Origin of the sequence: Rhodanobacter sp. T12-5, from assembly GCF_008329435.1 — a bacterium.
In the GTDB taxonomy this organism is placed as follows: domain Bacteria; phylum Pseudomonadota; class Gammaproteobacteria; order Xanthomonadales; family Rhodanobacteraceae; genus Rhodanobacter.
In genome coordinates, this window is record NZ_NPKN01000004.1 from 229941 (window position 1) to 251828 (window position 21888).

Consider the following 21888-nt stretch of genomic DNA (forward strand, 5'->3'; position numbering starts at 1 on the left):
TCTCAGCGCATTGCCATGCGTGCCTGCGATGGCGCCGACGTACGGAGCAACAAGGCGTGCTTCGCCCGTTGCAGCTCGGAGACGGGAAGTTCGGCCAGCGGCACGGTCTTGCCGCCGACCAGCGCGGCGATCGGCATGCCGTCGCGGTACAGCACGCGCGAGCCGGCCAGCGCCGGCACCTTGTCGCCGACCAGCACGGTGCCGACCAGGTTCAGCGGATCGCAGCCGCTGAGGCAGACCAGTTCGCCGTCGTCCGCGCGTGAGCGCACCGCGCGCAACGGCGCGATCGCCTCGGGCAGGGCGAACTGCTCGCCGACCAGGCCTTCGACGAAGCGCCCGCCGCGGATTTCGCCGCGCGCCTCCAGCCGGTGGTACACGCGCAGCAGTTCGCGCCACGACGGCAGCCACGGCGCCTCGCGCTCCAGCAATTTCCAGAACACCACGCCGTAGCGGCGCAGCAGGGTGCGGGCGATGTGCTCGATGGCGTCGGGGTCGGTCTTGCCGTTGCCCGGCGCCGCGGTGCGCGCCAGCGCCCAGCGCCCCGCATCCTCGATGCCGCCGAACTGATGCCGGCGCAACCGTCGATGCCGCCCGCCGTCGCGCTTCGCCGCCGGCAGCAGCAGGGCGCGCAGGCCGGCGAAGCTGTCGGCGCTGGCCCGTCCGGCGGCAACCAGTTCGCCGAGCGCGTCCTCCAGTTCAGTGCGCAGAAGGTGGGCGGTATCCAGCAGTTCGTCGAAGAACAGTGCGCCGTGTTCGCGCAGCGCGTCGGCGACGGCCTGCGCGCGCGACGACAACAGGATCTCCTGCGTAGCGTCGCCGGAAGCAACGGACGTCCAGACGGCCATGTCGCGTCGTGGCAGCAGCACGATCGGTGTGCTGCGTACCGGGCCGCCACCGCCACCGCCGCCGCCGCCGGTGCGCAGGCGCGCCCAGCCGACCCGGCCGGCGCGGCACAATTCATCCAGCCAGCTGATCGAATAGTCCTCGATGCGCGCCGGCAGAAGTTCCGATTCCCAGGCGCCGGCCGCTGCCTCGTAGCCTTCCAGCTGCGCCAGCGTGGCCACCAGCGCGTCCGGTCCGCTCAGCCGGGTGGCCGCCGACACGTGCTGCCAGTCGAACAGGAAGCGCATCAGTGCGCGCCGGCTGACCGGCTCGATCTCGCGACGCAGGCGGCCGATGGTGTAGCGGTGGATGCGCGCCAGCAGGTGCCGCTCGCACCATTCGGTGTCGCTGGCATTGGCCGTGAAGCGGCCCTGCATCACGTAGCCTTCGGACTGCAGCCGCAGCAGCGCCTGCTCGACGTCACCGGCGTCGACGTGGATGGATTGCGCCAGTCCGTTCACGGTGACCGGGCCGAGTCCGCCGAGGCGGTGGCGCACCAGTTCCAGCAGTGCGTCCTCGCGCGTCCAGGACTGCGCGGCGTATTCGGCGGGCGCGGCAATCGGCGGTTGCATGGGGGCGGCGGGGTGCAGCGTCTGCCACAGCGGCAACTGCTCGGCGGAGGTCCACACGCCGCGCGCGAGCTCTTCTGTGGGAGCGGCTTCAGCCGCGGTGCTCTTGCCTTCGGCTTCCAATGCAAAAAGCATCGCGGCTGAAGCCGCTCCCACAGGTGGCATCGCGAACAGGGTGGCGCGCCTTGCCTTGGCCAACACCTGCAACTGCTCGCTCCAGCCCCGGTTTGCTGTCACTTCCCCGGTCGTGACGAAGCCCAGCAAAGTCAGCGCCTCGTGCATCTCGTCGGCGTCGCGCACCTGCGGCCAGGCTTCCTCGCGCACGGCGGCGATCGCGTCGGGATCGAGCCGGCCCAGGTCGTCGGCGCCGTCGGCATTCCAGCGACGGGTCTGCACGGCCTGGGTGCGGCGTTCCTCCAGCGGCGCGTCGTCGAGGAAGGCGTACGGCGCCGCGTTCAACACCTCGGCGGCGAGCGGGCTGGGCGCGGTGAGGTCGCGCGCGACGACGGCGATCTCGCCGCCTTCGAGCTTGCGCAGGATCGCCAGCAGCCCGTCCACGTCCATCGCCTCACGCAGGCAGTCGTGCAGGGTCTGGTTGACCAGCGGGTGATCGGGCACCTCGCGCTCGCCCACGATGTTTTCCAGGCAGGCGACCTGGTCGGGGAAGACCGCGGCGAGCAGGTCCTCGCTCTTCATCCGCTGCAATGGTGGCGGCGTCCTCTTGCCGCCGGTGAAGCGCGGCAGCGCCAGTGCGGTCACCGCGTTCCAGCGCCAGCGCGCCGGGAACAGCGGAGCATCCAGCAGGGCCTGCGTCAATACGTGCTCGGCGGTGTTCGAGTGCAGGTAGTGCGCCACTTCCTCCAGCGGAAAGCTGTGGCTGGTCGACAGCGACAGCACGATCGCGTCCTCGGTCGCCGCCGCCTGCAATTCGAAGTTGAACTGGCGGCAGAAGCGCTTGCGCAGCGCCAGCCCCCAGGCGCGGTTGATGCGGCTGCCCCACGGCGTGTGGATCACCAGCTGGGTGCCGCCGGATTCGTCGAAGAAGCGCTCCAGCACCAGCGTGTGCTGGCTCGGCAGCACGCCGAGCGCGGCTTTCGCGCGGGCGAGGTAGTCGACGAGTTGCTGCGCGGCGGCGTCGGGGAGGCCCAATTCCGCACGGAGCCATTCGAGCGCTCGGGTATTGCTCCCCTCTCCCGTCGGGAGAGGGGTTGAGGGAGAGGGTTCGGGCGAGCCGGAATGTTCGGCGACAACCGTACCCTCACCCCTGCCCCTCTCCGAAGGGGAGAGGGGTTCAAGCCGCGCGGAGATTTCCTCGCGCAGGCGCGATACGCCGAGCGACAGCTCGTCGCTGCGCCCCGGCGCCTCGCCCAGCCAGAACGGAATGCTCGGCGGCGCGCCGTGCGCGTCCTCCACGCGCAGGCGGTCGCGTTCGACGCGCTGGATGCGGTAGCTGGTGTTGCCGAGCTGGAAGATGTCGCCGGCCATGCTCTCGACCGCGAAATCCTCGTTCACCGTGCCGACGATGATCGCCTGCGGTTCCAGCACCACCTTGTAGTCGGCGGTGTCCGGGATGGTGCCGCCGGAGGTCAGCGCGGTGAGCCGCGCGCTGCGCCGCGGGCGCAGCCGCCGGTTCACCGCGTCGCGATGGATGTAGGCCGCGCGCGGTCCCTGCCGGGTGGTGAAGCCCTCGGCCAGCATGCGCACCACCGCGTCGAAATCGGCGCGTGCGAGATCGCGGTACGGGTACGCGCGACGCACCAGTGCGTACAGCGCGTCCTCGTCCCATTCGGCGCAGGCGACTTCGGCGACGATCTGCTGCGCCAGCACGTCCAGCGGCTGCGGCGGCATGACCAGCGCGTCGAGTTCGCCGCGGCGCACGCAGTCGAGCAGGGCGGTGCATTCGATCAGGTCGTCGCGGGTCGCCGGGAACAGCCGCGCCTTCGGCGTGCCGTCGATGCTGTGGCCGGAGCGGCCGGCGCGCTGCAGGAACGCGGCGATCGAGCGCGGCGAGCCGAGCTGGCAGACCAGGTCGACTTCGCCGATGTCGATGCCCAGCTCCAGCGACGCGGTGGCCACCAGCACCTTCAGTTCGCCGCGCTTGAGCCGTTGCTCCGCATCCAGCCGCAGTTCCTTCGCCAGGCTGCCGTGATGCGCCGCGACGGCTTCCTTGCCCAGCCGCTCGGACAGGTGCCGCGCCGCCCGCTCGGCCATGCGCCGCGTGTTGACGAAGACCAGCGTGGTGCGGTGCGCCTGCACCAGCTGGGCGAGGCGGTCGTAGACCAGCTCCCAGCTGTCGTTCGACATCACCGCTTCGAGCGGTACCGGTGGCACTTCGATGGCGAGGTCGCGCGGGCGGCTGTGGCCCGTGTTGATGATGGTGCACGGATCTTCCTTCTCCCCCTCGGGGAGAAGGTGGCCCGAAGGGTCGGATGAGGGGTGGGTGCTCGCGGGGGAGTCACATTCGTTAGCCGCTTTGTTGTGGCTCTTTCGCGACTCCGAACCCTCATCCGCCCTTCGGGCACCTTCTCCCGGAGGGAGAAGGGAGTGTTGAGCGCCGACCAGAAAGTCGGCGACTTTTTCTATGGGCTTCTGCGTCGCCGACAAGCCGATCCGCAGCAGGCGCCGCTGGCACAGCGACTCCAGCCGCTCCAGCGACAGCGCCAGGTGCGAGCCGCGCTTGCTGCCGGCGATGGCATGGATCTCGTCGACGATCACCGAGCGCACGCCCGCCAGCATGGAGCGACCCGAAGCCGAGCCGAGCAGCACGTACAGCGACTCCGGCGTGGTCACCAGGATGTGCGGCGGCTGCTTGCGCAGCAGGTTGCGTTCGACCTGCGGGGTATCGCCGGTGCGCACCGCGGTGCGGATCGCCACGTCGGGCAGGCCGAGCTTTTCGAGCTCGGCGCGGATGCCTTCCAGCGGCGCTTCCAGGTTGATGTGGATGTCGTTCGACAAGGCCTTCAGCGGCGACACGTAGACCACGCTGGTGGCGTCGGCCAGCACGCCGCCGTGCGCCACGCCTTCGCGCACCAGCGCATCGATCGCGGCGAGGAAGGCGGTGAGCGTCTTGCCCGAACCGGTCGGCGCGGCGACCAGGGTGTGCTGGCCGGCACGGATCGATGGCCATGCGGCCGCCTGCGCCGCGGTGGGCGCTGGAAAGGTCCGGCGAAACCATGCGGCGACGGCCGAATGGAAATCGTCCAGCGGGCTGGGTTTCTCGCGCATCGACGGGGTTTCGTGCGGCGGCGGGGATGGCCTCATCCGATCATATATGGGGGGCCTCGGCGGACGCTCAATCCGCGGCGCCGGCCGGGTGCGCCGTGGAGGGGTGCCATGTCAGTATTCAGCTTCCACCGGCACGCGCCGGCAAAAGGAGGATCGGGTGCAACAGCGGCGGCAAGCGATGGATCACGACGTCAGCGGCGAAACCACCGGCTGGCTGAACATGGCCGACGGCCAGCGGCTGTTTCTGCGCAGTTGGCCGCTGGCAAGGCAGGCACGCGGCGCGGTGCTGATCGTGCATGGGCTGGGCGAACACAGCGGCCGGTACGAACGCCTCGCGCAGTGGTTCAACCAGCGCGGCTACGCGGTGCGCAGCTACGACCAGCGCGGCCATGGGCTGACGCCGGGTCCGCGCGGCGCGCTGCGCCATGGCGACGATCTGCTGGAAGATCTGGCGACGGTTTATCTCGACTACGCTGCCGGCCTGGCGCATCCGCCGCTGCTGCTCGGCCACAGCATGGGCGGCATGGTTGCCGCGCGCACGGTGCTCGACGGCCGCATCACGCCGCCGGCGCTGCTCCTGTCCTCGCCCGCGCTGCGCAGTTGGGAGCCGGCGTGGTTGCGCCGGTTGGCGCGGGTGCTGGCACGGGTCACGCCGTGGCTGCCGCTGCGCAATGGCCTGAACTTCGACAAGCTTTCGCACGATCCCCGCGTGGTCGCCGCCTACCGTGACGATCCGCTGCGCACCGGCTGGATCACGCCGCGGCTGGCCGATTTCATCTTCCGCGCCGGTGCCGCCTGCATCGCCGATGCGGCCGACCTGTCCGTGCCGACGCTGCTGCTGGTGGCGGACAGCGACGACCTGGTCGATCCCGCCGGCAGCCGTGCCTTCGCACGAAAGGCGGCATCGACCGGGCTGCTGACCACGCGTTTCTTCTCGACGCTTTATCACGAGCTGTTCAACGAGAACGACCCCGGTCGCGCGCAGGTGCTGATGCAGCTCGCCGACTGGCTCGGTCGGCACGCTGTCCCTCCGCGTAGCTAGCCACGGCAGCGCGACGCCTGGCCGGTTTCGGCGACGCCGCGGCGGGTGTCCCGGCACTGCGTCACAGGGCGACGGGCGCGCGCCCGATCCCCGCCAGCAAGTTGCCATGAATTGCAGCGATACTTGGGGCGAACTCAGGGAGAGACTCATGTCACGTCGGTCGATCGTGTGCATTTCGCGCGCCGCGCTCTCGCGCGTCGCTGTTTCGTTGTTGCTGTGCCTGTCCGTCGGCGCCTGTCACCGCGGCAGCGACACCGGCAAACCCGCCTTGCAGGGTGCGCCGGCTGTGGCGGCGTCGACCCGGGATGCCGTCGTGAAGCAGGCGTTCGGGCTCGAATCGGCCAGCTCGAAAGCCGCCGACTCGCGCACCGCGCTGACCCTGCGCTTCAACGCCACGCTGGCCTCGGCGCAGGCGTTCGACGCGCTGATCGCGGTGACCGGCCCGAACGGCGAAGTGGTCAGCGGCAGCTGGAGCCTCGACAACGACGGCAAGACGCTGAGCTTCCCGTTCGTGCAGGCGAACACGCGCTATGTGGTGCAGCTGAAGGCCGGCCTGCTCGCCGCCGACGGCCGCACCCTCGGCCACGAGGTGAAGCACGACGTGTACTCCGGCAACCTGCCCGCGGCGGTCGGCTTCGCCTCGCACGGCAGCGTGCTGCCGGCGCGCGGCACCCGCGGCCTGCCGCTGGTGTCAATGAACGTGCACGACGCCGACGTGGAGTTCTTCCGCGTGCGCGACGACGCGCTGTCGGACCTGTTCTGCAGCTACCCGCGCAACGGCCACCGCGACAGCTACGAACTCGACCACGACGTCGCCTACTACAACAGCTGCGGCGAGGGCGACGAGCGGCGCAGCCGCATGCCGATCACCGAGATCGCCGATTCGGTCTACGCCAACCACTACACGCTGGGCGGCGAGCCGAACGAGCGCACCGTGACCTATCTGCCGGTGCAGAACATCAAGGAACTGGCCCAGCCGGGCGTGTACATGGCGGTGGTCAAGGCCGGCGGCACGTTCAAGGACGGCTACGACACCGCCACCTTCTTCGTCAGCGACCTCGGCCTGCACCTGCGCGTGTACCGCGACAACGTGCTGCTGCACGTGGCCTCGCTGCGCGACGGCACGCCGGTGAATGCGGTGGACATCGAGATCCGCGATGCGGCCGGGCGCAGCAAGTTCAAGGCCTCGACCGGCGCCGACGGCAACGCGCTGCTCGCGTACAAGATCAAGGCCGCCGACGTGCTGGTGGCGCGCCACGGCAAGGACGTCTCGGTGCTGCCGTTCAACCGGCCGGCGCTGGACGTGTCCAACTTCGACATCAGCGGCCGCAGGCAGGCGCCGTTCGAGGTGTACGCCTGGTCCGGCCGCGACCTGTACCGTCCCGGCGAGACGCTGCGCGCCTCGGCGCTGCTGCGCGACGACGACGGCAAGCCGATGAAGGCGCAGTCGCTGTTCGTGCGGGTGAAGCAGCCGGACGGCCGCACCCTGGTGGAAAAGCGGCTGGAGCCGCAGCAGCTCAACTACTTCGAGCTGAGCCAGGCGATCCCCGCCGACGCGCCGACCGGTTTGTGGCAACTGGAGTTCCGCCTCGATCCTTCAGCCAAGGAGACCGTGCAGGCGTTCCCGTTCCATGTCGAGGAGTTCCTGCCCGAGCGGCTCAAGGTGGATCTGTCCAGCCCGCAGCAGCGGCTGGCGCCGGGCGAGCCGCTGAAGCTGAAGGTCGCCTCCAGTTACCTGTACGGCGCGCCGGCCGATGGCAACCGTTTCACCGCGAAACTGCTGGTGGCGCCGGAAGTGCATCCGCTGGAGAAGATGAAGGACACCTTCTTCGGCAACCCGCTGGTCGAGCTGCCGAAGAGCACCGACGACGTGGTCGATGCGAAGCTCGACGCGCAAGGCGTGCTGGAGCAGGACGTGGCGCTGCCCGACGACGTGAAACCGGTCGCGCCGCTGGCGGTGACCCTGTCCGGCAGCGTGTACGAAAGCGGCGGCCGCGCGGTGACCCGCCTGCTCAAGCGCACCTACTGGCCGGCCGACGCGCTGGTCGGCGTGCGCCCGCTGTTCGATCCGAAGCAGGGCGCGGAAAGCGAAAGCCCCGTCGGTTTCGAGATCGTGCGCGCGAACGCGGACGGCGAGCTGGTCGCAGGCAGCCACCTGAAAGTGCGCCTGCAGCGTGAACTACGCGACTTCTACTGGCTGTATGAGCGCGACGGCGGCTGGCAGTCGAATGCGAACCAGCGCCTGCAGCTGATCGAGGAAAAGGACGTCGACGTCGCCGCCGGCAAGTCGGCCCAGGTGGAATTCCCGGTGCAGTGGGGCAGCTACCGCGTCGAGGTGTACGACCCGGCCACGAAACTCACCACGGTGTTCCCGTTCTTCGCCGGCTACAGCTGGGACGACGAGAACCTCGGCAAGGAGGCGCGCCCGGACAAGGTCAAGCTGCAATTGGACAAGGCCCGTTACCGCGCGGGCGACACCATGAAGGTCATGGTGACGCCGCCGCACGACGGCCCCGGCGTGCTGCTGGTGGAATCGGACCACCTGCTCTACACGAAGAACATCGACGCGAAAGCCGGTGCCACCTTCGAGATCCCGGTGACCAAGGAGTGGGAGCGCCACGACGTCTACGTGACGGCGCTGGTGTTCCGCGGCGGCGAGGCCGCCGAACACACCACGCCGGCGCGCGCGATGGGCGTGGAATACGTGGCGATGGACCGCAACGACCGGCGCATCCCGCTGAAGCTCGACGCGCCCGCGCTGATGCGCCCGGGCAATCCGCTCGAGGTCGGCGTGCAGGCCACCGGTCTGGCCGGGCAGAAGGCCTTCGTCACGCTGTCCGCGGTCGACCAGGGCGTGCTCAACATCACCGACTACCCGGTGCCCGACGCGTGGGCGTGGCTGTTCGCCAAGCGTGCCTTGAGCGTGGATGCGTACGACCTGTACAGCCGCATCATCGAGGCGATGGACGGCGCCGAGGCGAAACTGCGCTACGGCGGCGACATGAGCGGTGCGGCGTTGCCGAAGGCCACCCGGCTCAACCCGAAGGTGCAGATCGTCGACCTGTTCACCGGCCCGGTGGCGTTCGACGCGCAGGGCAGGGCCACGCTGCACGTCGACGTACCCGACTTCAACGGCAGCCTGCGCCTGGCCGCGCTGGCGTACACCGACAGCCGCTACGGCAACGCCGACGGCGCGGTCACCGTGCGCGCGCCGCTGGTGGTCGAGCCGAGCACGCCGCGGGTGATGGCCGCGGGCGACCAGGCGATGATCAGCCTCGATCTGAAGAACCTGTCCGGCAAGGACGGCACCGCGAAAGTGAGCGTCAAGGGCGGCGGCCCGATCACGGTGGACAAGGCTGCGCAAAGCGCGGCGTTGAAGGATGGCGCCGGCACCACCCTGCACATGCCGGTCACCGCCGGCGCGGGCGCCGCGGTGGCGACGGTGGACATCCACGCCGAGCTCAACGATTACAGCGTGGACCGCCACTTCGAATTCGCGGTGCGCCCGGCCTGGCCGGAAACGGTGAGCACCACGCCCATGGCGCTGGAGGCGGGCAAGCCCGAGCACCTCGGCGCCGCCGCGATCGCCGGCCTGCTGCCGGCCACGGTGAACGCGCGGATCACCCTGAGCACCTTGCCGCCGCTGCCGTACGCGGCTGCGCTGCGCGACATGCTGCGCTACCCGTACGGCTGCATCGAGCAGACCACCAGCAAGGGCTACGCCGCGCTGATCCTGGACGGCCCCACGGCCAAGGCGCTGGGTGCGCAAGTGATGAGCGACGACGTGCGCAAGGCCGCGGTGGACGGCGCACTGTCGCGGATCGCCTCGTTCCAGGCCAGCAACGGCCACTTCAGCTTCTGGGGCGGCAGCAGTCCGATCGTCACCTTCACCACGCCGTACGTGGTCGACTTCATGCTGGACGCGCGCGACGCCGGCTTCGCGGTACCGCAGGACGTGCTGCAGAAAGCGCTGCAGCGGCTCAACGACGACCTGCTCGCCGGCGGCCACCCGTACTACGAGTACGAGCAGCACGACCACCTGCGCATCGCCGACGAGGCGTACTCCGGCTTCGTGCTGGCCCGCGTCAACCGCGCGCCGCTGGGCACGCTGCGCGCGATCTTCGACAACGAACGGCAGAAGCTGGTCGCCCCGCTGCCGCTGGTGCACCTGGGCATCGCGCTGAAGCTGATGGGCGACACCGAGCGCGCACAGAAAGCCGTGGACGAGGCGTTCGCGTGGAGCAAGGAGCGCCCGTGGTACGTCGGCGACTACGGCTCGGACCTGCGCGACCTGGCGCTGATGGTCGCGCTCACCCACACTTACGGCATGAGCAAGCCCGCCTACGACGCCAAGCTGGTCGACTGGGCGCGCAACGCCAGCGCGAACGTGCGGGTGCGCCAGCAGCAGGACAAGGATTACCGCTGGTCGTGGTCGTACCTGAGCACGCAGGAGCAGGCGGCGATCGCCCGCGTGGCGGCGACATTCGATGCGAAAAGCAATGCGCCGCTGGCCGCCACGCTCACGGTGAACGGCAAGACCGAATCTGCCCCGGACCAGCGCGTGTGGAGCCGCGCGCTCAGCGTGGCCGAGCTCAACGCCGGGGTCAGCGTGCAGCCGACCAGCGACGCGGCGATTTTCGCCACGCTCGACGTGGCCGGCATCCCGCAGCAGGCACCGCCGGCCGACGCCAGCCAGATCGACGTGCGGCGCAGCTACTTCACCACCGACGGCAAGCCGTGGAGCGGCAGCCAGCTGAAGGAGGGCGACACGCTGATCGTCGAACTGAGCATCGAGGCGCGCATGAACGTCCCCGATGCGCTGGTCACCGACCTGCTGCCGGGCGGGCTGGAGGTGGAGAACCTCAACCTCGGCGGCGCGCAGTCGTGGTCCGGCGTGGTGATCGACGGCATCGAGCTGGACGAGCACGCCTCGGCAGCGCAGATCGTGCACGAGGAATACCGCGACGACCGCTACGCCGCCGCGCTGAACCTCAGCCGTGGCGACAAGGCCCGCGTGTTCTACCTGGTGCGCGCGGTGACGCCGGGCACCTACACCGTGCCGCCGCCGCTGGTCGAGGACATGTACCGCCCGGCGATTCGCGGCATCGGCAAGGTGGAGCCCGCGAAGATCACCGTGGTCGAACCGTAACGCCACCGTGCATGCATATGTGTGTGTAGGAGCCCGCTGGCGGGCGATGCCCTTGCTCTGATGTCCGGTTCGGAAATTCAAGACAAGAGCATCGCCCGCCAGCGCGCTCCTACAACAAAGGGCGCATGAACACTCCAGTTTCCACAACCGGTTCCCGCGCATGGCGCTGGCTGCGCGCCAGCGGCATCGCCGTGGCCGTGCTGCTGCTCATGGCGGTGATCCTCGACCGCCTGTTTCCGCTGCATCTGCCCGCCCCCGACACCGGCAGTACGGTGGTGCTTGCGCGCGACGGCACGCCGCTGCGCGCGTTTGCCGACAGCGACGGCGTGTGGCGTTACCCGACCACGGCGAAGCAGGTCTCGCCGCTCTATCTCAAAGCATTGCTCACCTACGAGGACCGCTGGTTCTACCGCCATCCCGGCGTGAATCCCTACGCGCTGCTGCGCGGTCTCGCCGGCGGCCTGCGCCACGGCCGCATCGTCTCGGGCGGTTCCACCTTGACCATGCAGGTGGCGCGGATCATCGAACCGATCCCGCACAGCTTCCGCGGGAAGCTGGTGCAGATCCTGCGCGCGCTGCAGCTGGAGGCGCACCTGAGCAAGGCGCAGATCCTCGACCTCTACCTCAACCACGCACCGTTCGGCGGGCCGATCGAAGGCATCGAGGCGGCCTCGTGGGCGTACCTGGGCAAGCCGGCGACGCGGCTGTCGCACGCCGAGGCGGCGCTGCTCGCCGTATTGCCGCAATCACCGAGCCGGCTGCGGCCGGATCGCCATCCCGAGGCGGCGCGCGCCGCGCGCGACAAGGTGCTGCGTCGCATGCGCGACCTGGGCGTGTGGAGCGCGGATGAAGTGCGCGACGCGGCGATCGAACCGGTGGTGGCGCGTTCGCTGCGCGCGCCGTTGTCCGCGGCCTTGCTGGCCGAACGCCTGCACCGGCAGCAACCGCAGGCGCGACGCATCGCCAGCACCATCGACGCGAACCTGCAGCGCGCGGCCGAGGACCGGGTCAGTGCGTATCTCGCGCGCCTGCCGGCGCACACGTCGGCGGCGCTGCTGGTGGTCGACAACGCGACGCTGGAGGCGCGCATCTACGTCGGCACCAGCGACTTCGCCGATCCGCAGCGGCATGGCTACATCGACATGGTGAACGCGCCGCGCTCGCCCGGCTCGACGCTGAAGCCGTTCCTGTACGGCCTGGCGCTGGACGACGGGCTGATCCACTCGCAGAGCCTGCTGGTCGATGCGCCGCAGGATTTCGGCGGCTACAAGCCGGGCAATTTCGATGAAGCGTTCAGCGGCCCGGTCAGCGCGGCCGAAGCGCTGCAGCGCTCGCTCAACGTGCCGGCGGTGGACGTGCTGGACCGGGTCGGGCCGAACCGCTTCGTGGCGCGGCTGGCCAATGGCGGGGTCGACCTCGGCCTGCCCGCGGGTGCGCAACCGAACCTGTCGATCATCCTCGGCGGCGCGTCCACGCGACTGGAAAACCTGGTCGGCGCGTACACCGCGTTCGCCAACGGCGGCATCGCCGGCACGCCGCGCTACACCACGGAACAACCGGCGCGCCCGCGCCGGCTGCTGTCGCCCGGCGCGGCGTGGATCATCCGCGACATCCTCGCCAGCAATCCGGCCGACGTCGAAGGCGGCCCGCTCGCCGGCGCGATCAACCGGCACGCCACGGTGGCGTGGAAGACCGGCACCAGCTACGGCTACCGCGACGCCTGGTCGATCGGCGTCACCGACCGCTGGACCGTCGGCGTGTGGATCGGCCGCCCGGACGGCACGCCGTCGCCCGGCCAGTACGGCGCGGTGACCGCGTTGCCGCTGCTGTTCCAGATCGTCGACATGCTGCCCTCGCGCGGCGGCCACGCCGGCGCGCAGCCGGCCAGCGTGAAGTCGGTCGAAATCTGCTGGCCGCTCGGCGGCGCGGTCGCCGCCACCGATCCCGCGCTGTGTCGCCAGCACCGCAGCGCATGGGTACTCGACGACGCGCTGCCGCCCACGTTTGCCGAACGCGACCTCGGTGCGTGGTCGTCCGGCCTGCTCACCCTGCGCGTGAACGAAAAAGGCCAGCGCCTGAGCGGTGCCTGCCACGCCGCGCATGAACACACGATCCAGCTGGCGCGGTGGCCGCCGTTGGCCACGCCGTGGCTTGGTCAGGATGACCGGGAAAGCTCCGCGCTGCCGCCGCTTGCCCCCGGTTGCGCCGCCGATTCGCTCGATCGCGCCACGCCGATCCGCATCGCCGGCGTGGCCAACGGCGTGACCCTGCGCAAGGCGCCGAACAGCGACCGCCCGCTGCGCGTGACCCTGCGCGCGCTGGGCGCGCAAGGCAGCGTGCAGTGGCTGCTGGATGGCCGGCTGCAGGGCGACAGCGACGGCGCGGCGCCGCTGAGCTTGACCCTGCAGCAGCCGGGCCACCACACGGTGACCGCGCTGGCGCGCAGCGGTGCCTTCAGCTCATTGCAGCTGAACGTCGCCGATTGACCGTGCCGCGCCGGCGGCGACACGGCAGTCGGAGTCGAACACCATCCGCGGCACATGACGGCATCGACGGCGGCGAACTGCGGGCGAACGGTGTTGTCTGAAGCGCGCGGAGCCGGGATCATCCGGTATTGCCTGCCCACCCATGAACGTGCCCGGCCAAACCGGCCCGGCAGGTTCATGATGTGGCCCATCCACGTGCCGTCGGAAACCCTCATGCGCATCCTGCTGGCCGAGGACGACCCTTCCATCGCCGAGGGCATCTGCGCCTCGTTGCGCCATGGCGGCCATGCGGTGGATCACGTGGCCACCGGCAGCCTTGCCGACGCGGCCATGCGTGATCACTGCTACGACCTGCTGGTGCTGGACCTGGGCCTGCCCGTGCTGGATGGCAGCGAGGTCCTGCAGCGCCTGCGCCAGCGCGGCAAGGGTCTGCTGGTACTGGTGGTGACCGCGCGCGACAGCCTGGCCGAGCGCGTCCGTGTGCTCGATCTGGGCGCCGACGATTATCTGGTCAAGCCCTTTGCGCTGAGCGAATTCGAGGCGCGCGTGCGGGCGTTGTTGCGGCGGATCGGCAGCCAGGGCAAGCCGGAATTCCAGCTGGGTCGATTGCGGCTCGATCTTCCCGGCCACCGTGCCTGGATCGGTCAGGTGCCGCTCGAGCTGACGGCGCGGGAATTCGGCCTGCTGGAGGCCTTGGCGATGCGCGCCGATCGGGTGACCAGTCGCGCACAGTTGATCGAGGCGCTGTGCGACTGGGATCAGGAGCTGACCGACAACGGGCTGGACATTGCCATCCATCGCCTGCGCCGCAAGCTCGAAGGCAGCGGTACCGGCGTGCGTACCATCCGCGGCCTTGGTTACCTGCTGGAAGAAGTGGCCGATTCCGCGAGCGGTTCGGCATGAAACCGTTGTACTCGCCGCCCGCGCGCCCCAGCCTGCGCCGCCGCCTGCTGATTTTCCTGCTCATCCCGATGGCGGCCTTGCTGATGCTCGATGCCTTGCTCACCTATGGCGTGGCCCTGGCCTACGCCAACCGCGTGCACGACCGCGACCTGGGCGACGACGCGCTGACGCTGGCCAAGATGCTCAACAGCGGCCAGTCGGGCGGCGTGCTCTCGCAACAGGCCCGCTTCCTGCTCGAGTACGATCCCGATGGCCGCAGCTACTTCAGCGTGAACAGCTCGCGCTACGGGTTGGTGGCCGGCAGTGCCCGATTGTCGAAACTCGCGCAGGTGCCGAGGCCCGATGCCGCGCCGGGGCTGTACGACGTCCAGCTTGACGGCCACGCCCTTCGCGCCGCCACCGTGCGCACGGCCTCGCTGCGCGACCCGGCCGGCAGCCTGACCGTCACCGTCGCCGAAACCTTGCACGATCGTCGCCAGCAGGCGCAGGAAATCCTCCTGCTGGCGATCCTGATGCAGACGCTGCTGATCGCCAGCGTGTTGTCGCTGGTCTGGTTCGGGGTCAGTCGCGGCCTGCGCGTGCTCGATCCGTTGACCGCCCGGCTGGCCGCGCGCTCGCACGAGCTGACCCCGATCGACGGTGCCGACGTACCGCAGGAAATCCAGCCGCTGACGCGCACCATCGATGCGCTGTTCGGTCGCCTGCGCGGCATGCTGGCCCTGCACGACCGCTTCATCGCCGATGCCGCGCACCAGTTGCGCACGCCGCTGACCGGCCTGAGCCTGCATGTGGATCGCGCGCTTGCCGACCCGCGCCCGGAAACCGTCACCGACGCATTGACCCACATCCAGCGGTTGACCCAGCGCGCCGCGCGCACGTCCTCGCAATTGCTGGCCCTGACCCGCGCGCAGGCGGTGCCGGGGGAAACCGGAGAACTGCGCCTGCTCGACCTGGGCCAACTGATTCCCGAAGCGGTGACACAGCGCGTGCACGAAGCGATCCGCGCGGGAGTCGACCTCGGCTTCGAGGGCAGTCGGCGCCCGCTGCGCATCCTCGGCGATGCGGCCAGCGTGCAGGACCTGCTGGACAACCTGATCGACAACGCCGTGCGCTATGCCGGCCGTGGCAGCACCGTCACCGTCCATCTGCAGGCGCTCGACGATGGTGGCGCCGCGCTCAGCGTCGAGGACGACGGCCCTGGTGTGCCGCCGGCACTGCTGCCGCGGCTCAGCGAGCGCTTTTTTCGCGTCGCCGACAACAGCGAAGGCGGCAGCGGACTGGGGTTGGCGATCGTCCAGCGGATCGTCGAGCGACATCATGCCCAGGTGATCTACCGGCTCGGCGAAGTACACGGATTGCGCGTGGAAGTGCGCTTCCCGCCGCCGCCCCCGACGGCAGCATGAGGGGTGCATGATGCGCCGGGTATCCGCGACGAGTCGAGCGTCCGTGTTTCTGCGTTTCATCACCATCGTTAGACTAAACAAAGATTCCGCCACGACAATGACGCAGATGATCATCCTCGAACCCCGGCAAAGGCATCCACGCCGCATCGTCGCCACGGAAGATTCCACGCCGTGACACGTCGATCGAGCGAGGCCACACCCGGCAACCGACGGCGCGCATGCCTGCTCGGCATCCTGCTGTGCGGGCTGGCCGGTTGCGCCGCGCCGCTGCCCAGGCTGGCACCACCCGTACCGGCCCAATGGCAGCATGCGATGGCCTCGAATCCGGCCAAGCCGACCGACCTGCACGGCTGGTGGCATGCCTTCGCCGACCCCGAACTCGACGCACTCGTCGATCGCGCGCTGGCCGACAATCTCGACGTGGCGCAGGCCGTCGAGCGACTGCGTGCCGTGCGCGCACTGCATGATCGCGCGCACGCCCGCTATCAGCCGGCGCTGCGCGCCAGTACCAATGATGTGGTCGATCCGGACGCCAGCGCCTCGTACCTCCTTGTCGGCTTCGACGCCAGTTGGGAACTGGGCCTGTTCGGCCGCGCCGAAGGCAGTCGGCGCGAAGCGCAAGGGGCACTGGATGCCGGCATCGCCGACCTGCGCAGCGCCCGGGTGTCGCTGGTCGCCGAAGTCGTACGCGAATGGATCGAGTTGCGCACCGCGCAGCAGCAGGAGCAACTGCTGTCGAAAATCAGCAAGGCCCGCCAGCACGAATGGCAACGAATGCAGGTGCGCCGACGGCTGCAACTGGTGTCGTCCGGTGCCGTGGATCAGGCACAGGCAGCCTTTGCACAGTCCGAGGCAGCCATGGCCGCACCACGACAGGCGATCGACGCCAGCGCACAGCGACTGGCGGTGTTGCTCGGCCACAATCGGCCCGACCCGGCGTGGTTGCAACCGGGCACGCCACCCGAACTGGGCGCATGGAAACTCGACAGTGCCCCGGCCGACCTGCTGCGCACGCGCCCCGAAATTGCCCGCGCCGAAGCGGACGTCTTGCAGGCCGCCGGTGCGCAGGCGCTGGCCCATGCCGATCTGTTCCCCCGCATCGGCCTCGGTGGCTCGATCGACTGGTCCACCGACATCGACAACAACCACAAAAAGTCCAGCACGCCCAATGCGATCGACTCGTTCGGGCCGGAAATCAATATTCCGCTGTTCGACTGGGGCATCCGGCAGGCCGCCCTGCAAGCGAAGGATCACGAATTGAAGGCCAGCGTACTGGCGTATCGGCAAGCCGTACTGCAAGGCGTGGCCGAAGTGGAAACCGCGCTCGGCAACCTGCAGCAGCAACAGCAGCGCGAACAGCACAGCACGCTGGCGTGGCAGGCACTGCAGCGCGCCGATCGGGCGATGCACACCCGCGTCGACTTGCATCTGGACAGCCCCTCCGACCGCAGCGACAGCCAGATCGCCCTCGCCCAGGCCGCGATCGAACTGGCCGATGCCCGCGCCGGACGCAACCTCGCTTACGTGGCGTTGTTCAAGGCACTGGGCGGCGCGCCCCTGCCGCCGGTCGACGACACGGCAACCTCGCCACCTGCCTCCGCCACTCCCGACGGAACGCGCCGCTGATGGTCGCCCTCGCACGCAAGACGTTGATCTACGAATGGCGCCGCTTCCTGCCGGCGATGCTGGCGGTGGGCTTCGCCGGTCTGCTGCAACTGCTGCAAATCGCATTGGTGCTGGGCATCTTCGGCAGCACCAGTCTGTACATCACCGGCTCATCGGCGGATGTCTGGGTGGGTTATCCCGGTACCCAGAGCGTGGGTTCGGGCCGCACGATCAGTGCCGACGTGGAATCGCGTGTCCTGATGGATCCGGCGGTGCAGCGGGTCGAGCCGTACATCTGGGTCGACGGCGACTGGCGTGGCGTCGGCGAAACCGGCGGCGTCTCGGTGTTCGTCTCCGGTATCGATCCGGGCGCCAATGGCCTGATGTTCTCCAAGGCATTGCCGCCCAGCCTGCGCGCGCGCCTGGTCGAACCGGATGCTGTCGTCGTCGATCGTTCCGCACTGGATCAACTGGGTGTCGACATCGGCCAGACTGCCACCATCAACGGCCATCCGGTGCGGGTGGTCGGCATCAGCAGTGGCCTGCGGGCGCTGGGCGGCGTGAACGTGCTGTGCTCGCTGGATACCGCGCGGCGGCTGAATGACGATCCTGCCGACAATGGCCCGACCTATCTGGTCGCCAAACTGCGCGACCCGAGCAAGGCCGGGGCGGTTGCTGCGCGCCTGCGCGGCGCCACCGCGTTCGGTCCCTACACGACCTGGAGCGCCGACGATTTCGCCCGCCTCTCGGTGCTCTACTGGCTGTTCGATACCGGCGCCGGCGCCGGCGTGCTGTTCCTGGCCGGCATCGTGTTCCTGGTCGGCGCGGCCATCACCAGCCAGACCCTGATCGCCGCCGTCAACGGCTCGGTGCGCGAATATGCCACCCTCAACGCGCTCGGCGTGGGCGTGGCGGCCTTGCGTCGGGTCGTGCTGGAGCAGGCATTCTGGGTCGGTGCGCTGGGACTGCTCGGAGCCAGCGTGCTCGGCCTGCTGCTGCTGATGCTGGCGCGCAGCCAGGACGTGCCGGTGGTGCTGAACGTGCCGGCCGCGCTGGCCTGCATCGTGCTGGTGATGGGGCTGGCCGCGGTCTCCGGGCTGGCCGCCATGCGCAGCTTGCGCCGCGCCGACCCCGCCACGTTGCTGAGGTAGTCGCGATGCATCCCGCCACCGCCAGCCAACAGATTTCCGGACCCGCCCTGTTTGCCGAAGGGATCAGCAAGGCGTTCGTTTCCGGCCAGCAGCGCACGCAGGTGCTCGACGGTCTCACGCTGGGCATCGAGGCCGGCGAGCTGACCCTGATTTCCGGACCGTCCGGTTGCGGCAAGAGCACCCTGCTGGCGATCCTCAGCGGGCTGCAGAAAGTCGACAGCGGCCGCGTGCACGCGCTCGGCAGCGAACTGGGCCAGCTCGACCCGCGCGCGCTGGAACGCTTCCGCCTGCAGCACACCGGTTTCGTGTTCCAGGGTTTCAACCTGTTTCCGGCACTGAGCGCGTTCGAGCAGGTCGAGTTGCCGCTCAACCACATGGGCCTGTCACGCGACGAGGCGCGCCGTCGCGCCCGGGTCTCGCTGGAGGAGGTCGGCCTGGCGCATCGCATGCGCTTGCGGCCGTCGGAATTGTCCGGTGGCGAGAAGCAGCGCGTGGCGATCGCCCGGGCGCTGGCGAAGGAGCCCGAGCTGCTGTTCGCCGACGAGCCGACCAGTGCGCTGGATGCCGCCAACGGGCAGATGATCATCGACATCCTGCATCGCATCGCGCACGCCCACGGCACCACGGTGTTGTGCGTCAGCCACGATCCGCGCCTGGTGGTGCACGCCGATCGGGTGCTGGCGATGGAGGACGGCCGCATTCTCAGCGACCGACGCACGCATGCGGCGGTCACGCAATCCAAGGAAATTCCCTCATGACATTTCGTCCACCCCGCCGCGCCGGCAGCGCGCGCCTGCTCCGGCTTGGCTGCCTTGCGCTGTCTGCCGCGTGGCTGCTGGCGGCCTGTTCCCGCTCGAACGCTCCGTCGAGCGGCGCGGACGCCGCCCCCGCGTCGTATGCCGCCGTGGCGCGTGGCCGGATCGATATCGAAGGCGGCCTGCTGGCGCTGTCGATGCCGCGCGAGGGCACGCTGGCCAAGGTTGCCGTGCATGAAGGCGATCACGTCAGGCGGGGTCAGTTGCTGGCCGAACTGGACACCGAACCGGCCACGCTGGCCGTGGATGCGGCGCAGGCGCAGTTGGCGCAGGCGCAGGCACAGCTGAAGTTGCTGGGCATCAAGCAGGCTGCGGCGAAACAGCGCGCGCACCGACTGGCTGCCGCGGTCGCCGCCGGTGCCGGCGACGGCCAGAGCGCGGACGACGCTGGCGAGGCGGTCGCCCAGCTCGATGCCGAACAGGCTGCCGCACGCGCGGCCGTGAGCATGGCCAGCCAGAAGCTGGACGAGGCGCGCTACGAGCTGAAGCAACGCAGCCTGCGCGCACCGTTCGACGCCGACGTGGTGCAGGTGTCGGCGCAGCCCGGCGCCACCGTGTCGCCATCCTCCGGAGCGCTGTTCACCCTGCTGCCGCAAAAGCCGCGGATCGTTCGCGCCGAGCTCAACGAGAGTTTCGTCGGCGCGGTCCACCCCGGCATGCCGGCCGACGTGGCCGCCAGTGGCGATGCCGACAGCGCGCATTGGAGTGCCCACGTATTGCGCGTCGGCCAGGTGTATGGGCCGGCGACGCTGGAAAACGATCCGCAGGTGCGCGCCAATGCCCGCACGGTGGAATGCGTGCTGGCGTTGGACCAGCCCAATCCTGATGAAGCCCGGCCTGATGGGGGCCGCTCCGATCAAATCCGGAACCTGCGCATCGGCCAGCGCGTGCTGGTGCGCTTCGGCACGGCGAAGGCCGCGACCCCGGCCGTTTCGAAAGACTGAGGAAACCGCCATCTGCCAAGCTCGACCCTGGCAAGGGCCGTTCCCGATCATGCGATCGGGAGCCCGCATGTACAGGTCAACCGCGTGATCCAGCAAACCGACTTTTTCTTCGAGGGTGGCCGCAGCGGCGTGCTGCTGATCCACGGCCTCACCGGCACGCCAATGGAAATGCGGCTGCTCGGCAAGGGGCTGAACCGCGCCGGTTTCACCGTGCACGGCATGCAGCTGGCCGGGCACTGCGGCGACGTCGAGGATCTGCTCGCCACCGGTTGGCGCGACTGGTACGCCAGCGTGGAACGGGCCGCGGACGAACTGCTGGGCAAGGTCGACCATCTGTTCGTCGCCGGCCTCTCGATGGGCGCGCTGCTGGCACTCAAGCTAGCCGCCGACCGGCCGGGGCAGGTGGCCGGCGTCGGCGTCTACGGCGCCACCTTCCGCTACGACGGCTGGAGCATTCCGTGGCTGGCGCGGCTGTCGTTCCTGTTGCCGCTGTTGAAGCGGTTCGGCATCGGCCGGGCTCGCAGCTTCATGGAGCAGCCGCCCTACGGCATCCGCGACGAACGCCTGCGCGCCCAGGTCAGCACGGCGATGCTCGGCGGCGACAGCGCCGCCGCCGGCCTGCCCGGCAACCCGTGGTATTCGCTGGCGGAGATGCATGGGCTGGCCGCCGACGTGCGCCGCCAGCTTTCGCAGGTGAGTGCGCCGTGCCTGGTCGCGCACGCGAGCGAAGACGACGTCGCCAGCCTGAAAAACGCCGAACTGGTGATGCGTGGCGTGAGCGCGCCCACCGAGCTGCTGCTGCTCGATGACAGCTACCACATGATCACCATCGACAAGGAACGACGCACCCTGATCGAGCGATCGGCCGCGTTCTTCGACAGCATCGCCGCGTCGACCGGCGCGCAACGCGCCGCCGCCTGATGATGCCGGCGGCGGGCGCCATCTCCAGCGTGGTCGTCGGCCTGTGGCTGCTCAACATCGTGCTGGACACCGGCGGCCAGCTGGCCTTCAAGGCCGCGGCCGGCGACGAGCATGCCGGCGACGGCTTCGCGCGCTGGAAACACATGGCGGCGCGGCCATGGCTGTGGCTCGGCATCGGCTGCTACGTCATCGAGTTCCTGGTGTGGATCGCGTTCCTGTCGCTGATCCCGCTCTCCGAAGGCGTGCTGCTGGGGTCGATCAACATCGTCGCGATCATGCTTGCCGGACGCTTCCTGTTCGGCGAAGAACTCACCCGATTGCGGGTGCTCGGCATCGCGCTGGTCACGCTGGGCGTGGCGATCGTGGGGATCGGCGGATGAAACGTTTCTACCTGTTCGGCTTCCTGTTGCTGATGGGGTTCGACACGCTGGCGCAGATCAGTTTCAAATACGCCGGCACGCAGGCGCTGCCGGTGGAGGCGAGCCTGGCATGGCTGCTGCGCGTGTTCGGCCAGCCGTGGGTCTACGGGGCGGTGATCGGCTACGTCGGCGCATTCTTCACCTGGATGGCGCTGCTCAAGCACGCGCCGATCGGGCCCGCCTTTGCCGCTTCGCATCTCGAAGTGGTGTCGGTGATGCTGCTGTCGGTGTGGCTGTTCGGCGAACACCTCAACCTGGCCCGCGTGCTGGGCGCGATGGCGATCATCGCCGGCATCGTTTGCCTGGGCCTGGCCGAAAGCCGCGAGCAGGCGACCGACGCGACGTCCGCTACGGCACAAGCCTGAGCGCCCGGC

The 21888-nt window shown here is 69.5% G+C and carries 13 protein-coding genes; 12 read left to right on the forward strand and 1 reads right to left on the reverse strand.

Features of this window, described 5'->3' with window-relative positions; translation table 11 throughout:
• Positions 1–2: 2 nt before the first annotated feature.
• Positions 3–4676 (reverse strand): DEAD/DEAH box helicase, encoded by a 4674-nt coding sequence (locus CIW53_RS10700; protein ID WP_149364702.1) that lies wholly within the window; start codon positions 4674–4676, stop codon positions 3–5.
• Positions 4677–4854: 178 nt separating this feature from the next.
• Between CIW53_RS10700 and CIW53_RS10705 the strand changes: the two genes are divergently transcribed.
• The 12 genes from CIW53_RS10705 (at position 4855) to CIW53_RS10760 (ending at position 21879) form a co-directional block, all read left to right on the forward strand.
• Positions 4855–5718, forward strand: coding sequence for an alpha/beta hydrolase (locus CIW53_RS10705; protein ID WP_149364794.1), 864 nt, complete (start codon positions 4855–4857; stop codon positions 5716–5718).
• 148 nt (positions 5719–5866) lie between these two features.
• On the forward strand, positions 5867–10867 hold the full coding sequence (locus CIW53_RS10710; protein WP_149364703.1) for an alpha-2-macroglobulin: 5001 nt from the start codon (positions 5867–5869) through the stop codon (positions 10865–10867).
• 125 nt (positions 10868–10992) lie between these two features.
• Positions 10993–13353 carry a penicillin-binding protein 1C gene (gene pbpC / locus CIW53_RS10715; RefSeq protein WP_242451854.1) on the forward strand — a complete coding sequence of 787 codons (2361 nt, stop codon included), beginning with the start codon at positions 10993–10995 and terminating at the stop codon, positions 13351–13353.
• A gap of 213 nt (positions 13354–13566) precedes the next feature.
• On the forward strand, positions 13567–14256 hold the full coding sequence (locus CIW53_RS10720; RefSeq protein ID WP_149364704.1) for a response regulator transcription factor: 690 nt from the start codon (positions 13567–13569) through the stop codon (positions 14254–14256).
• Positions 14253–15659, forward strand: coding sequence for a sensor histidine kinase (locus CIW53_RS10725; RefSeq protein WP_149364705.1), 1407 nt, complete (start codon positions 14253–14255; stop codon positions 15657–15659). Before CIW53_RS10720 ends, CIW53_RS10725 begins: the two co-directional genes overlap by 4 nt.
• A gap of 171 nt (positions 15660–15830) precedes the next feature.
• A complete protein-coding gene (locus CIW53_RS10730; RefSeq protein ID WP_242451855.1) occupies positions 15831–17285 on the forward strand; it encodes an efflux transporter outer membrane subunit in 1455 nt (484 codons plus the stop codon).
• A complete protein-coding gene (locus CIW53_RS10735) occupies positions 17285–18415 on the forward strand; it encodes an ABC transporter permease (RefSeq protein WP_149364706.1) in 1131 nt (376 codons plus the stop codon). Before CIW53_RS10730 ends, CIW53_RS10735 begins: the two co-directional genes overlap by 1 nt.
• A 5-nt stretch (positions 18416–18420) precedes the next feature.
• The gene (locus CIW53_RS10740) at positions 18421–19173 is read left to right on the forward strand and encodes an ABC transporter ATP-binding protein (RefSeq protein WP_149364707.1); all 753 of its coding nucleotides are present in this window, start codon (positions 18421–18423) and stop codon (positions 19171–19173) included.
• Positions 19170–20174 carry an HlyD family efflux transporter periplasmic adaptor subunit gene (locus CIW53_RS10745; protein WP_149364708.1) on the forward strand — a complete coding sequence of 335 codons (1005 nt, stop codon included), beginning with the start codon at positions 19170–19172 and terminating at the stop codon, positions 20172–20174. Before CIW53_RS10740 ends, CIW53_RS10745 begins: the two co-directional genes overlap by 4 nt.
• Before the next feature lie 84 nt (positions 20175–20258).
• Complete coding sequence (locus CIW53_RS10750; RefSeq protein WP_149364709.1) at positions 20259–21095, forward strand: alpha/beta fold hydrolase; 837 nt, start codon at positions 20259–20261, stop codon at positions 21093–21095.
• Entirely contained in the window at positions 21095–21475 is a 381-nt protein-coding gene (locus CIW53_RS10755; protein WP_149364710.1) for an EamA family transporter, read from the forward strand. The genes CIW53_RS10750 and CIW53_RS10755 overlap by 1 nt, the downstream gene beginning before the upstream one ends.
• Positions 21472–21879, forward strand: coding sequence for an EamA family transporter (locus CIW53_RS10760; RefSeq protein ID WP_149364711.1), 408 nt, complete (start codon positions 21472–21474; stop codon positions 21877–21879). Before CIW53_RS10755 ends, CIW53_RS10760 begins: the two co-directional genes overlap by 4 nt.
• The last annotated feature ends 9 nt before the right edge of the window (positions 21880–21888 follow it).

Coding starts and splice junctions, on each gene's coding strand:
- CIW53_RS10755 (WP_149364710.1), top strand. CDS start 21,095: ATGATGCCGGCGGCGGGCGCCATCTCCAGCGTGGTCGTCGGCCTGTGG.
- CIW53_RS10720 (WP_149364704.1), top strand. CDS start 13,567: ATGCGCATCCTGCTGGCCGAGGACGACCCTTCCATCGCCGAGGGCATC.
- CIW53_RS10705 (WP_149364794.1), top strand. CDS start 4,855: ATGGATCACGACGTCAGCGGCGAAACCACCGGCTGGCTGAACATGGCC.
- CIW53_RS10740 (WP_149364707.1), top strand. CDS start 18,421: ATGCATCCCGCCACCGCCAGCCAACAGATTTCCGGACCCGCCCTGTTT.
- CIW53_RS10710 (WP_149364703.1), top strand. CDS start 5,867: ATGTCACGTCGGTCGATCGTGTGCATTTCGCGCGCCGCGCTCTCGCGC.
- CIW53_RS10700 (WP_149364702.1), bottom strand. CDS start 4,676: ATGCGCGAGAAACCCAGCCCGCTGGACGATTTCCATTCGGCCGTCGCC.
- pbpC (WP_242451854.1), top strand. CDS start 10,993: ATGAACACTCCAGTTTCCACAACCGGTTCCCGCGCATGGCGCTGGCTG.
- CIW53_RS10760 (WP_149364711.1), top strand. CDS start 21,472: ATGAAACGTTTCTACCTGTTCGGCTTCCTGTTGCTGATGGGGTTCGAC.
- CIW53_RS10745 (WP_149364708.1), top strand. CDS start 19,170: ATGACATTTCGTCCACCCCGCCGCGCCGGCAGCGCGCGCCTGCTCCGG.
- CIW53_RS10725 (WP_149364705.1), top strand. CDS start 14,253: ATGAAACCGTTGTACTCGCCGCCCGCGCGCCCCAGCCTGCGCCGCCGC.
- CIW53_RS10735 (WP_149364706.1), top strand. CDS start 17,285: ATGGTCGCCCTCGCACGCAAGACGTTGATCTACGAATGGCGCCGCTTC.